Origin of the sequence: Agrobacterium burrii, from assembly GCF_017313405.1 — a bacterium.
Classification (GTDB): Bacteria; Pseudomonadota; Alphaproteobacteria; order Rhizobiales; family Rhizobiaceae; genus Agrobacterium; species Agrobacterium burrii.
Genome location: NZ_JAFLNA010000007.1, coordinates 295,147 through 308,391, shown reverse-complemented (window position 1 = coordinate 308,391; position 13,245 = coordinate 295,147). Strand labels below are relative to the sequence as shown.

General features: G+C 57.3%; 14 protein-coding genes. 10 read left to right on the top strand and 4 right to left on the bottom strand.

Features of this window, described 5'->3' with window-relative positions:
• Nucleotides 1-51 precede the first annotated feature (51 nt).
• A complete protein-coding gene (locus tag JZX89_RS15385) occupies nt 52-501 on the bottom strand; it encodes an Rrf2 family transcriptional regulator (RefSeq protein ID WP_207134586.1) in 450 nt (149 codons plus the stop codon).
• A 132-nt stretch (nt 502-633) separates the two neighbouring features.
• Here JZX89_RS15385 and JZX89_RS15380 point away from each other — a divergent pair, with 132 nt between their 5' ends.
• Nucleotides 634-1,557 (top strand): NAD(P)/FAD-dependent oxidoreductase, encoded by a 924-nt coding sequence (locus JZX89_RS15380; RefSeq protein WP_207134585.1) that lies wholly within the window; start codon nt 634-636, stop codon nt 1,555-1,557.
• Nucleotides 1,550-2,215: a class I SAM-dependent methyltransferase gene (locus JZX89_RS15375; RefSeq protein ID WP_246746729.1), complete on the top strand. Its 666-nt coding sequence runs from the start codon at nt 1,550-1,552 to the stop codon at nt 2,213-2,215. The genes JZX89_RS15380 and JZX89_RS15375 overlap by 8 nt, the downstream gene beginning before the upstream one ends.
• Before the next feature lie 64 nt (nt 2,216-2,279).
• Here the strand turns inward: JZX89_RS15375 and repC are convergent, their stop codons facing one another.
• The 3 genes from repC to repA all read right to left on the bottom strand — a co-directional run bounded on the left by repC (nt 2,280) and on the right by repA (nt 5,897).
• Nucleotides 2,280-3,518 carry a plasmid replication protein RepC gene (gene repC, locus JZX89_RS15370; protein WP_207134584.1) on the bottom strand — a complete coding sequence of 413 codons (1,239 nt, stop codon included), beginning with the start codon at nt 3,516-3,518 and terminating at the stop codon, nt 2,280-2,282.
• Between the two features lie 151 nt (nt 3,519-3,669).
• Nucleotides 3,670-4,692 carry a plasmid partitioning protein RepB gene (repB, locus tag JZX89_RS15365; RefSeq protein WP_077122575.1) on the bottom strand — a complete coding sequence of 341 codons (1,023 nt, stop codon included), beginning with the start codon at nt 4,690-4,692 and terminating at the stop codon, nt 3,670-3,672.
• Nucleotides 4,689-5,897 carry a plasmid partitioning protein RepA gene (gene repA / locus JZX89_RS15360; RefSeq protein WP_207134608.1) on the bottom strand — a complete coding sequence of 403 codons (1,209 nt, stop codon included), beginning with the start codon at nt 5,895-5,897 and terminating at the stop codon, nt 4,689-4,691. The genes repB and repA overlap by 4 nt, the downstream gene beginning before the upstream one ends.
• Nucleotides 5,898-6,272: 375 nt before the next feature.
• On the opposite strand from repA, the gene traI reads away from it, so the two are divergent.
• Genes traI through trbL form a run of 8 tightly spaced genes read left to right on the top strand, consistent with a single transcriptional unit; the run spans nt 6,273 to nt 13,232 of the window.
• Complete coding sequence (gene traI / locus JZX89_RS15355) at nt 6,273-6,911, top strand: acyl-homoserine-lactone synthase (RefSeq protein WP_207134583.1); 639 nt, start codon at nt 6,273-6,275, stop codon at nt 6,909-6,911.
• Nucleotides 6,908-7,879 carry a P-type conjugative transfer ATPase TrbB gene (gene trbB, locus JZX89_RS15350; protein WP_207134582.1) on the top strand — a complete coding sequence of 324 codons (972 nt, stop codon included), beginning with the start codon at nt 6,908-6,910 and terminating at the stop codon, nt 7,877-7,879. Before traI ends, trbB begins: the two co-directional genes overlap by 4 nt.
• On the top strand, nt 7,869-8,273 hold the full coding sequence (trbC, locus tag JZX89_RS15345) for a conjugal transfer pilin TrbC (protein ID WP_207134581.1): 405 nt from the start codon (nt 7,869-7,871) through the stop codon (nt 8,271-8,273). Before trbB ends, trbC begins: the two co-directional genes overlap by 11 nt.
• A complete protein-coding gene (locus JZX89_RS15340) occupies nt 8,266-8,565 on the top strand; it encodes a conjugal transfer protein TrbD (protein WP_077122579.1) in 300 nt (99 codons plus the stop codon). The genes trbC and JZX89_RS15340 overlap by 8 nt, the downstream gene beginning before the upstream one ends.
• A 9-nt stretch (nt 8,566-8,574) precedes the next feature.
• Nucleotides 8,575-11,043, top strand: a complete 2,469-nt coding sequence (locus tag JZX89_RS15335) for a conjugal transfer protein TrbE (RefSeq protein WP_207134580.1) — start codon at nt 8,575-8,577, stop codon at nt 11,041-11,043.
• On the top strand, nt 11,015-11,824 hold the full coding sequence (gene trbJ / locus JZX89_RS15330) for a P-type conjugative transfer protein TrbJ (RefSeq protein WP_207134579.1): 810 nt from the start codon (nt 11,015-11,017) through the stop codon (nt 11,822-11,824). Before JZX89_RS15335 ends, trbJ begins: the two co-directional genes overlap by 29 nt.
• Nucleotides 11,821-12,048 carry an entry exclusion protein TrbK gene (gene trbK, locus JZX89_RS15325; protein ID WP_207134578.1) on the top strand — a complete coding sequence of 76 codons (228 nt, stop codon included), beginning with the start codon at nt 11,821-11,823 and terminating at the stop codon, nt 12,046-12,048. The genes trbJ and trbK overlap by 4 nt, the downstream gene beginning before the upstream one ends.
• On the top strand, nt 12,042-13,232 hold the full coding sequence (trbL, locus tag JZX89_RS15320; RefSeq protein WP_207134577.1) for a P-type conjugative transfer protein TrbL: 1,191 nt from the start codon (nt 12,042-12,044) through the stop codon (nt 13,230-13,232). The genes trbK and trbL overlap by 7 nt, the downstream gene beginning before the upstream one ends.
• The last annotated feature ends 13 nt before the right edge of the window (nt 13,233-13,245 follow it).

The window sequence follows — 13,245 nt, the reverse complement described above, 5'->3', positions numbered from 1 at the left end:
GTCGACATATGCTCCGCGCTGGGTCCAGACGCCATCTCAGGTGCAAGCTACTTAAGGCCCGCAGCGCGCGCTGCTATTATGCTCGCTAATCTTGGTGAAACTTTTTGCCACGTCAGCAAGTGTCATTTCCGCAAACCTCTTCCGCAGAAGTTTATCTGCCTCGCAGAAGACATCCTTCAACGTCCCATTGACAGCCTGCTCGATGGGGCATCCAGGCATGTCGTAGGCGGGACCAACCGCAAATATGGATGGTTCTCCCACGGCACGGTAAATGTCGAGGAGGGTGAGTTCCTCAAGTGGACGCGCCAAAGTCCAGCCGCCGCCATGACCCTTTACTGAGCTGACATATCCCTCGTCGCGCAGCCCTGCCATTGTGCGACGGATTACGACAGGATTGGCGTCCAGCATCTGCGCGATCATGTCGGACGTCATTACTCCATCATTACGTCCCATGTGGATCAAGACGTGGAGCATGCGAGAAAGTCGACTGTCTTGCCTCATGTCTTTTCCTTCTTTCCATGATTGCCCGCCAACAGTAGCACGAAGCACTCTTACGATACAATCGGAGTGTCATGAGTATTGACAAGACCCTATCATGGTACTTATGTTGTTACATGAAACGGGAGAAAGTTTATGAGCGACACCATTCACGACGTCATCATCATTGGCGGGAGTTACGCCGGACTGTCGGCCGCGATGCAGCTCGGTCGCGCTCGGCGCAAGGTACTGATCATAGATGAAGGCCTCAGGCGGAACCGTTTCGCTTCGCATTCGCACGGCTTCATCACTCAAGACGGTACCGATCCAGCTATAATAGCTGCAGAAGCTCGTGCTCAGGTATTGAGGTACAGCACTGTAGAATGGCTGGCTGGTCGTGCAGATGCTGTACAACAAAAAGGGGAAGCGGGTTCGCAGGACCTCTCATTTGAAGTCATGGTTGGAGAAACCCGTCACATTTCGCGCCTCCTGATCCTGGCTCTTGGCGTGAAAGACAATCTTCCCGAAATCGATGGCTTGGCGGAGCGGTGGGGTACAAGTGTTTTCCACTGCCCGTACTGCCACGGATACGAATTGAAACAGGGCAAGATTGGCGTTATCGCTGGCTCTGAGCTTTCCATGCACCATGCGTTGATGCTTCCTGATTGGGGTCCGACAACTCTACTCCTCAACGACGCATTCGAGCCAAACCCGGACCAGCTTGCAGGTCTCGCAGCCCGCGACGTCATCGTTGAGCGCGTCGGCGTTAAGTCGATTAAAGGTCACGCCGACGTCCTGCTTGCCGACGGTCGGACCATTTCCTTTTCCGGCTTGTTCGCTCTTGCTCCCTTTGAAGTCGCAACGCCAATTCTACAGCAGCTTGGCCTCGACATGGAGCGGGGACCTCTTGGCTCTACTATCAAGACTGATGCGATGAAGCAGACTTCCATTCCGGGTGTCTTTGCCTGTGGAGACGCCGCACGTCCTATGGCGTCTGTTGCTTTGGCTGTGGGAGATGGGAGTTTGGCAGGCGTCAATGCGCACAGGTCGTTGATGTTCGGTGCAATCTCCCATGGCTAAGTTCGACGGACAACATGAAAGATATATTGAAGGTGCAATGCGTAATGTGCCTGGTCTGGACGGTCTCCATCGAATGACTGGGCAACTTCTGGCGGAACGTGTTCCAGCAGATGGACGGGTGCTTGTTGTCGGGGCAGGTGGAGGCCTTGAACTGAGAGCACTGGCTGAACAACACCATGGATGGTCATTTGATGGCATCGATCCCTCAACTGATATGCTCATGTTGGCAAAAGAGACAACAGCCAGCGCTGCAGGGCGGATCAGATACCACCAGTGCGACATCTCGTCTGCCCCCGATGGTCCCTTCAATGGGGCGGTCTGCCTTCTGGTATTCCCTCACCTCTCATTTGAGGAGCGGGCAGCAGCGCTTCAGGGTATCAGCCGACGTCTGCATCCAGGATCACCCTTTGTGCTCGCCCATATCAGCATCTCTCAGCGCGAGCCGGACCGCTCGCTTTGGATAGACCGACACATCGGATTCGGCGCGAAGGCAGAAATACACTGGGACAAGCTGGATGCTGCAAGAATTGCGATGAAAGAGCGTCTCTTCATTTCCTCTCCGGAGCAAGAAGAAGCCAATCTACGAGATGCCGGGTTCACCAGAATTGCGCAGTTCTATCAGGCATTCAGCTTCCGAGGTTGGGTCGCTTACGCATGAGTGGCTGCCCAAAACCGGAGGCGACGAGGTGGTTGACGAATACCAGCTATAGTTCGTTATATGGTCATGCAGTTTGAAGATTACCTTCACCATTTGCCTTCAGCAATGCGATCACCATTGGCCCAAGTGAAAACTCACCACGCTCCGTCCGCTTCGTCAGATCACGAAGATATCCACCTGGTGAATTGATGAAATTCGCCCGCTCCAGAATACAGGAAATCGCCACCGCAGCATTTTCCGGCCCCATTGCCGCACACGCCTGTTCGTAGGCCGATGGGCTTACTCCCAGCATTGATCGCACAACGATCGCAGCCGTCATCAGCTCCCGCCAGTTGGATATTTTCCCACCCGGCCCATAGTCATTTATCATCGGGCAGGCCCTCAGAACCATAGACAGGGGGAACGCCTTTAGTTGTTCTCTATTCCGATTAGCTTTCGGCAGGCTTTCCGTTTCAGATCCAGCATCCAGCTTTCCGGCCTGCTCTTCTTCGGAGCAAGGTTCAAGTTCATTAAGGGAGTTGGTATTTGAACTCTGTATGTGACGCTCGATTTGAGCGTCATTGGCGCTCTTATTTCGTGTATTTCCGTTAGTTTCCATATGTTTCACCACTCGGGCCTGCAGTGCCTTCATCTCCTCGAGCAATTGCACCAGGTTTTCTCGCGTAGCCTTTCGCGGAATCCGGGCGACAAGGGCGACATACACAGCCTCTATTGCTTGCCAGTCTCCTTCAACGTCTTCCTCAATCGCGACAGAAATCAATTTGCGGACATCTCGGCGGCACACAGTCAGGGCTTCCTTTGCGTTTTTGAACGCCGTTCGCTCATCAATCACTGTCTGGGCTAAGACCGCGAGCTCTTCGGAACGCGCCAGCAAGGGCGACAAATCAAAGCCGTAAGCAGTATCAATCTCCCCGTTGCTGTCCTTCCGCGCAAAGCGCTTGCCATTCGCACTGTCCTTTCGAGTGATAAGGCCCGCTTGGACCAAGACCGCAATGTGTCGACGCAACGTAGCGCCAGCCATGCCATGTGCTCGAAGACCTAGCTGAAGGTTTGACGGAAAAACAATCAGACTGGCATCTTGCCGCAGTTCTGTTTCGGGATAGAAACTCAACAGCGCATCAAGGACGGAGAGACTATTAGACTGCACACCCAACAAACTCATTGCAGCTGAGGCATCTCTCAAAATTTTCCACTTATCCGCTGCTTTGCCCGGCTTTATATTGGCCGTGGCCGACTGTCTCTGCACAAGGGCAAGCGTCATCGGCCGCCGCCCAAAGGGCGTCGTTATATTCCCAGTCTGCATCGTCTCTCACCTTTCAAAAGGCAAAAGAAATCAGCTCACCAAATCGGTGCCAAAAACTCTTGACGTGGATTCGTGGAAATGCGATTCTCTAGTTGCTTAGACATCGAGAAGGGCTTCCACGGGCAACCGTTGGGGCCTTTTTCTTTACCGCTTAGTCTCCGTGTTTCGTTTTCGCTTCGGCACGATACTCTTGGAAGAGTCTCGGCAATTGTTCGAGCACAAAGGCCGCAAATTCCGGCGTCGTCTTCCTGTCGATAATGATTTCCAGCTTGCTCTTGCTTTTGCTTACCTGAGCAAGCCTATCTCCATCAGGCGTCGCCAGAACCTCTGGAACTCCGCGTGCAGTGCGTGCGGGCTTCAGCTTTGCCACCACCGCCTTGAACCGGTCGGCAGATGGGAGAGATTGGACTTCCTTACAGACCGCATAATCGATGGCATCTTTCGGCGACGATATTTTCTGAAACAGCTCTGCGAATTGCTGCCAACTCGGCCGACCAATCCCGGGAGCAGCCCCGATTGCATCAACAAGTTCAGGGGGGAGGGCATCAATCAGCAGGATCATCTTCGACAAATTGCTTCTGTCGATCGAAAGTGCAGCTATGACGACATCGCGCGAAAACTGGCTGTTTAACTTATGCGCAAAGCGTGCCTTCTCAATAAAGGTTAGATCTTCACGTTCGTTGTTTTCCTGACCCTGTGCAACGACCAGCTGTTCATCTGTCAGATCACGCACGACAGCTTTGATCGGCAGTCCTAACTCCGAGACTGCTCTCAATCTGCGGTGCCCGAAAGCGACCTGATAACGATCAGAGTGATCAGGATGAGGGCGAACCAGAATCGGGACTTGCTGGCCTTGCTCCTTAATCGACGAAATCAACCCATCAATTTCACCTTGCATTCGGTCTTGGACAAACGAAGGTTCAACTGCATCTGTATCCAGCTCAATGACCGCCTGGCCTTCAGCAAGTCGGCGTTCTATATCTTCTGCACGGGTCAGCCGTTCGTTTTGCTCACGTAGGGCGTTTCCAATACTCGCCGTCAGTTTCTTCGAAGGATCTCGCTCTTTGCGCTCAACACCCAAAAGCGGCATTGGACGGTTCTTTGACGTCCGCGCTTCGGGGAATTGGCTATCAGTTGCTTCTGTAGAAACGCCAAGGATCTGTTTTCTGCTCATGTTCTTCCCCATGCAGTCTTGATCAAGGCTTCAATCTCACCATTGACTGCATTCATGGATTCCAGTGCGCGGTCGTAGGTTGAGCGTGTAAACTGGCTGCGTTCGACTTCAAAAAGCGTCTGATTGGTCAAACCTGCATCCGATACAGCCGTCGTCTTGAGCATCGGAAAATTGAGGACGTTTTCTCCAAAGATCGACCGCAAGTATCCGACCATCTGGTTTTGTGGCCCATCACTCGGTTCAAAGCGCGTGATCAGATATCGCATCCAATTAAACTTGAATTCGGCACCGGCGTTTTCAATTTCCCGCAGAAGATTGGACGTCATCGCCAGAAACTGGTTCATCGACATGACGTCGAGCATCTGTGGATGCACGGTGACAAGAATTGACGTGGCGGCAGTCAGCGCCGACAAGGTGAGGTATCCCAGTTGTGGCGGGCAATCGATCACCACGACATCGTAATTATCAGCGATATCCTCAATAACCTGGCTGATACGGCTGTAGAAAAGCGTATCGCCCTCTTTGCGTTTCATCAGAGCGCGAGGCGTGTCATGCTCAAACTCCATGAGTTCAAGATTACCTGGAATGAGGTGGAGGTCAGGAATGTATGTACCCCGTACGACCTGTTCGATCGGCACCTGTTCCTCGTCATACCGGATTGCGCCGTAGAGGGTTTCGTTAGGCCCGACGTCAGTTTCCGGCTGGCTCCCGAACAGGGCTGATAGGCTTGCTTGCGGGTCAAGATCAATCGCAAGTATTCTGTAGCCACGCATGGCGAGATACTGAGCAAGGTGTGCAGCGGTGGTCGTCTTGCCAGAACCGCCCTTGAAGTTCATGACTGAGACAACCTGAAGCTGCTCGCCATCTCGTCGGTGCGGAAGATAGCGCCGACTTCCGCGGCCCTGATCCATATGCTTGCGTATCGCGTGAATATCTTCGATCGAAAAAATACGCCGGCCACCTGGACTCGTTCCCACATTCAGCTCTGGCATCTCGGACGCGGTTTGCCGTAAATAGGATTCACCAACACCGAGAAGCTTCGCAGCTTCCGAGGGGGCAAATGTCCGTATGCCTTTCTCGGCAGTAGGAGGAAAGATCTTGAGGTGATGTGCCTGCAGTTGAGTTGATAAAGCATCGGCATGACGCTCCATCAAGGACGTCAGGCCTTCAACTACGGACGGTGCCTTTGAGGCGGTCTTCACCATTCCAAAACCCATTTTCTGCCATCGGCGATATTTTTCGCGAAACCAAAAAAGTTCCGCCACTCACAGTTAGCTCCGATTCTGAGTTTTGGGCAAGAGGTTTTAGGTTAACCAAACTTTAACGACAGGTAACGGCCTGCGATCTATGCGAGCGGTTTTCGTGTTGATAAACAGGCATTTAGATCATTTTTCTAAAAGCAGGCGCGCGAAACAGACGTGCAGATTTGCACATGTCTTTCCCTTAAATCAATGGATTATCGCCCCATCAACACTGGGTGCCGGGCATGATTTAGCAGAATCAGCCGTTGCAGATCTGCACATTTGCAAATCCCGAGTGACATGATCTTTCTCCCTCATGCCCATCAAGCGGAGATCAACATGCAAGTTTTGGCCGTTTCCCCTGACCGATATGCGGATCATTCACACCTTCTGAGAGAGATGCATCGCCTGCGCTGCTTGGTTTTTCGCCAACGTCTGGGCTGGGACGTCTCAATCACTGATGGCGCAGAGGAAGATGAGTATGACAGTCTCGGCCCGACCTACATCCTAACAGTCACAGACGAAGAGAGGGTCGTCGGTTGCGCTCGTCTGCTTCCGGCGATGGGCCCGACCATGCTGGAACGGACTTTCTCGCAGTTGCTGGCAACCGGTTCAATGAACGCTTCCTCCCAGATGGTTGAAAGCTCTCGCTTCTGCGTGGACACATCCTTGCCCGCGGGCAGGGGAGAGGGCCAACTCCATTTTGCGACACTTACGATGTTTGCCGGGATCATCGAATGGTCGATGGCAAACGGCTACGACGAGATCGTCACGGCCACCGACCTCCGTTTTGAGCGCATCTTGAATCGGGCGGGATGGCCGATGCAGCGGCTCGGCGAACCCGCCACGATCGGCAACACCATCGCCATCGCCGGAAGCCTGCCAGCCAATCGCGAGAGCTTTGAACGAGTTTGCCCGCAGGGATACCACTTCGCCGCCGCTGAGGACCACAACCTTCGGGTCCGGAGTGCAGCGTGACCCAACTTCGCTCTCATCCTCGTCTGGTCCGCAAACTGCAGGACGCACTCGGTGATCAACTCTGCATCGCGCTCGATGACGCCACCGTCGTCGAGATCATGCTCAATCCGGACGGCCGCCTCTTCATCGAACGGTTGGGGCACGGAGTCGCACCGGCCGGCGCAATGAGCACCGCCGCCGCCGAAGTCGTCATCGGCAGTGTTGCGCATGCACTGCAGTCGGAGGCCGACGACGAGCGGCCGATCATTTCCGGGGAACTGCCGATCGGCGGACACCGCTTCGAGGGGCTGTTGCCGCCGGTGGTAGCCGGACCGGCATTCACCATCCGCCGTCGTGCCTCGCGTCTCACTCCACTGACCGAGTATGTGAAGTCGAAGGTGATGACCGAGGCTCAGGCGTCCGCCATTCGCGGCGCGATCGATGCGCGGATGAACATCGTCATCTCCGGGGGCACCGGTTCCGGAAAAACGACGCTTGCCAACGCCATCATCGCCGAGATCGTGACTGCGTCGCCGGATGATCGAATGGTCATCCTCGAAGATACGGCCGAGATCCAATGCGCGGCTGAGAACGCCGTGTCCCTACATACCAGCGATACCATCAACATGGCTCGTCTGCTGAAAAGCACGATGCGCCTGCGTCCCGACCGCATCATTGTCGGCGAGGTCCGGGACGGGGCGGCCCTCACGCTGCTGAAGGCCTGGAACACAGGACATCCCGGAGGCGTCACCACGATCCATTCCAACACCGCCATGTCAGCCTTACGCCGACTGGAGCAACTGACGGCGGAAACCAGCCAGCAGCCAATGCAGGAAGTGATCGGCGAAGCCGTCGATCTCGTCGTCTCAATTCAACGAACGGGGAAGGGGAGGCGGGTCCGTGAGGTGATCCACGTCGAAGGATACCGCAACGGCCGATACCAGACCGAACACTATGCCCATATCGATGAGGACAGCCATGTCGCGTGAAATCAACGTTCTTCTTACCTGCGCCGCACTGGCCGCCGTCTCTGTTGGCTTGGCAGATCCTGCGCTCGCATCCTCGGGAGGCGGCGGTCTTCCGTGGGAATCGCCACTGCAACAAATCCAGCAATCGATCACAGGCCCTGTCGCCGGGTTTATTGCGCTGGCTGCTGTCGCCATTGCCGGCGCTATGCTGATCTTCGGCGGCGAGCTGAATGATTTCGCGAGACGGCTTTGCTATGTCGCACTGGTCGGCGGGGTACTCCTCGGAGCCACCCAGATCGTCGCTCTCTTCGGTGCGACCGGCGCCTCGATCGGCGAGGGCCACGCACAGGCCGAGCAAGGAAGTTCCGAACCGAAGGCGACGCCGGCCATAGCGGGGGAGGGGGCTCATGGCTGAGGCCGGATCTTCTCTTGCGCGGTCGCGGGTACACAGGGCGCTATCGCGACCGAACCTGTTGATGGGCGCCGACCGCGAGCTCGTGCTGCTGACGGCGCTGGCCGCCATCATCCTGATCTTCGTTGTCCTGACCTGGTACGCGGCACTGTTCGGCATTGCAATCTGGCTGGTCGTCGTGGCGGCACTCCGCATGATGGCCAAATCCGATCCGCTGATGCGCCGGGTCTATCTCCGCCACATCTCCTACAAGACGTCTTATCGCGCGACGTCGTCGACGTGGCGCAAGTTCTGAGGGACTGAGATGGTTGCCCTCAAATCGTTCCGCCATTCCGGGCCGTCCTTCGCCGATCTAGTACCTTACGCCGGCCTGGTCGATAACGGCGTCATCCTGTTGAAGGACGGCTCGCTGATGGCCGGCTGGTATTTTGCCGGGCCGGATAGCGAGAGCTCGACTGACGTTGAACGCAACGAGGTGTCGCGACAGATCAACGCCATCCTGTCGCGGCTTGGCTCCGGATGGATGATCCAGGTCGAGGCCATCAGGGTGCCAACCGGCGAATATCCGCCTGTTGGTGAATCCCATTTTCCCGATCCGGTCACGCGCGCCATTGATGATGAGCGACGAGTGCACTTTCAGACGGGAAGGGGGCATTTCGAAAGCCGGCACGCTCTGATCCTGACCTGGCGGCCGCCGGAGCCGCGGCGCTCCGGCCTCACGCGGTATATCTATTCCGATGCGGCCAGCCGTTCCGCCACGTACGCCGACAAGGCACTCGAGAGTTTCCTCACCTCGATCCGCGAGGTCGAACAGTATTTCGCCAATGTCGTCTCGATCCGCCGGATGATGACACGGGAGACGCCGGAGCGCGGCGGCTATCGCGTCGCGCGCTACGACGAGCTGTTCCAGTTTATTCGCTTCTGCGTCACCGGCGAGAACCATCCGGTTCGCCTGCCGGACATCCCGATGTATCTCGACTGGCTGGCGACCGCCGAGCTGCAACATGGCCTGACTCCAATGGTCGAGAACCGCTTTCTTGGTGTAGTGGCGATCGACGGTCTGCCAGCCGAAAGCTGGCCAGGAATTCTCAACACGCTCGACCGCATGCCGCTCACCTATCGTTGGTCTTCCCGCTTCGTCTTCCTCGACGCCGAAGAAGCACGGGCAAGGCTCGAACGCACCCGCAAGAAGTGGCAGCAGAAGGTGCGGCCGTTCTTCGACCAGCTGTTCCAGACGCAGTCACGCTCGGTCGATCAGGACGCCATGATGATGGTGGCGGAAACCGAAGACGCCATCGCCGAAGCGTCGTCGCAGCTCGTCGCCTATGGTTATTACACGCCGGTCATCGTGATCTTTGAAGAAGGTCCGACCCGGCTCCAGGAAAAGTGCGAGGCGATCCGCCGCCTGATCCAGGCGGAAGGTTTTGGTGCCCGGATCGAAACGTTGAACGCCACGGATGCGTTTCTCGGTAGCCTGCCCGGGGTTTCTTACGCCAATATCCGCGAGCCGCTAATCAACACCCGCAATCTCGCCGATCTCATCCCGCTGAACTCCGTCTGGTCGGGCAGTCCGACCGCGCCTTGCCCGTTCTATCCGCCGGCCTCGCCCCCCTTGATGCAGGTGGCATCCGGCTCGACGCCGTTCCGGCTGAACCTGCATGTCGAGGATGTCGGACACACGCTGATCTTCGGGCCGACCGGTTCTGGCAAATCGACGCTGCTGGCGCTGATTGCGGCGCAGTTCCGGCGTTATGCCGATGCCCAGGTGTTCGCCTTCGACAAGGGCGGCTCGATGCTGCCGCTGACGCTGGGCCTCGATGGCGATCACTACCAGATCGGCGGCGATATCGGTTCGTCGGCAAGTGGCGGGGTGACGGCACTTGCCTTTTGCCCGTTGGCCGAACTGTCGTCCGATGGTGACCGGGCCTGGGCGGCAGAGTGGATCGAGATGCTGGTGGCGCTGCAAGGTGTGACCATCACCCCGGACTATCGCAACGCCATCTCCCGGCAGTTGGCACTGATGGCGGAATCCCGCGGCCGCTCGCTGTCGGACTTTGTCTCGGGCGTGCAAATGCGCGAGATCAAGGACGCGCTGCATCACTATACCGTCGACGGTCCGATGGGCCAGTCGCTCGATGCCGAGCAGGACGGCCTGGCGCTAGGCGCGTTCCAGTGTTTCGAGATCGAGGAGCTGATGAACATGGGCGAGCGTAATCTCGTTCCTGTACTATCTTACCTGTTTCGCCGCATTGAGAAACGCCTGACCGGCGCACCCAGCTTGATCATCCTTGATGAGGCCTGGTTGATGCTCGGTCATCCGGTGTTTCGGGACAAGATCCGCGAATGGCTGAAGGTGCTGCGAAAGGCCAATTGCGCCGTTGTGCTCGCCACCCAGTCCATCTCGGATGCGGAGCGATCAGGGATCATCGACGTTCTGAAGGAATCCTGCCCGACGAAAATCTGCCTCCCAAATGGCGCGGCACGCGAACCGGGCACGCGTGAGTTCTATGAGCGTATCGGCTTCAATGAACGGCAGATCGAGATCGTCGCGACCGCTATTCCCAAGCGCGAATATTACGTCGTCTCACCGGAGGGCCGAAGGCTCTTCAACATGGCGCTCGGTCCGGTCGCGCTCTCTTTCGTCGGGGCGACGGGCAAGGAAGATCTGAAGCAAATTCGCAACCTGCACTCCGAACACGGGGCCGCGTGGCCTTGTCCTTGGCTCCAGCAAAGGGGGATCGCCCATGCCGAGACACTTTTCCCAGTCGAATAACATCGCCTGTGCCACTGCCATGGCGGCCATCATTCTCCCCATCGTGTTTCCGGTTTCAGCTCAAGCCGGCGGCGTGGCGGGCCAGGCGACCGAATGGACACAGATCGCCAACAATACAGAACTGATTTCGCTGGTCGGAAAGTCGGCCGAGCAGGTCAACAACCAGATTACCCAGATCTCGCAGCTTGCCGAGCAGATCCAGAACCAGATCAACATCTACAACAACATGCTGCAGAACACAGCGCAACTGCCAAGCCACATCTGGGGTCAGGTCGAGAACGATCTCAAGAACCTGCAGAACGTCGTGGAGCAGGGGCAGGGCGTCGCCTTCTCGATGGGCAATATCGACGATGTGCTCAAGCAACGTTTCCAGAGCTTTGCCGACATGAAGAGCAACCTGCCTGATGGAGCCGGCTTCTCGTCCACCTATCAGAATTGGTCCGACACCAACCGCGATACGATCGCCGGTTCCCTCAAGGCCGCAAACCTGACGGCCGACCAGTTCTCAAGAGAGGAAAGTACGATGTCCTCGCTGCGGTCGATGTCGGAAACGGCCGATGGGCAGATGAAGGCGCTGCAGGTCGGACACCAGATCGCTGCCCAGCAGGTCGCGCAGATGCAAAAGCTTCGGGGTCTCGTCTCCCAGCAAATGACGATGATGGGCACGTGGTTTCAGTCGGGGCAGGCGCATAAGGATCTCGCCCAGGCGCGCCGCGAACAATTCTTCAGCGGAAGCGAGCATGACATCCGCGGTGGGCAGACGATGGAGCCCCGCTGGTGAGCCCGCGCCTTGTTATCATCCTTGCCGTCGTGGGGATCATCGCGTCCGGTATCGGCGTGGCCAGGTGGATCGTGCAGCCGTCCCCGGCGCGCCTGTCTGGCGCGGGCGAAGCGTCATCGCAATCTGTATCCGATGCAGACCGCCGGGCTCACCGGGAGAAGTTCTTTGGCGGCAACACCGAGCGCAACATTCGCAGCGGCCAGGAGATGAAGCCAAGATGGTGATCGTTCCTCGTTTCCGGAAGCTCGACCTTGTCCTAGTCGCGATCGGCATAGTCCTGATCGCGAGCACGCCGGCTCTGGCGCAGCAGGGTCAAGTGCTGACCACACTGGAGAACTCCGTCGTTGCAGCAGCGAAAGGCTGGGAGACGACGGTCATGGATGCGGCCCGCTCGTTATTCTGGATCCTCGCTGGCATCGAGGTTGGCATCGCCGCTGTATGGTTGGCGATCAATGCTGCCTCCCTCGACAGCTGGTTTGCCGAGCTGGTGAAGCGCATCATGTTTATCGGATTGTTCGCTTTCATCCTCGACCAAGGGCCGGCATTCGCCAAGGCAGTCGTCGACAGCCTCTACCAGATTGGTGCTGGCGGCGGGTCGGCCTCTCCCGCCAACATTTTTGACGCCGGCATTCGTGTCGCGACCAAGATGTCGGAACAGGCGAAGTTTGGCCTCTTCGAGGATAACTCCCTGGCGATCGCCGCCGTCTTCGCCATGGTCGTGGTCGTCGTCTGCTTCTCGCTCGTTGCCGCGATTTTCGTATCAGTCATGGTGGAAATGTATGTCGGCTTGCTCGCCGGCATGATCATGCTCGGATTGGGCGGTACATCCTATACCAAGGACTTCGCCATCAAATATCTGGTCTACGCCTTCTCCGTCGGCATGAAACTGATGGCGCTGGTGATGATCGCCAAGATCGGCTCCGACATCCTGCTGGGTCTGGCCGAGGCCCCGACAGCCACATCAGAACAGTTCATCACGACGCTGGCGATCGCCGGTATTTCGGTCGTGGTCTTTGTCATCGCCATGTATGTGCCGCCAATCCTGCAAGGCGTGGTCCAGGGTGCCTCCGTTTCCGGGGGAATGGAAACGATCCGCCACGGTGGGCAGGCGGCATCCTTCGCAACGGGCGCCGGCTTCCTTGCAACGGCAGCAGCCAGCAGGGGTTTTCAGGCTGCAAGTGCGGCACGGGCAGGGGGAGCATCCCTCGGCGGTGCCGCGATGCGCGGTATGGAAGCGAGTATCAGTGGTGCTGCGGGCGCAGTTGGGTCTGCCGCCAAGGACAAGGCGATCGGTTCGCCCGGTGCCTATGCCGGATCCCTGCTCGGGCTCGCTAATGCCAAACTCGACCAGCAGTCGGGTCGGACCGCATCGCCGCCTCCACCACCGCCCCTTAACGAGACCAAATAACTGGAGGCCGATC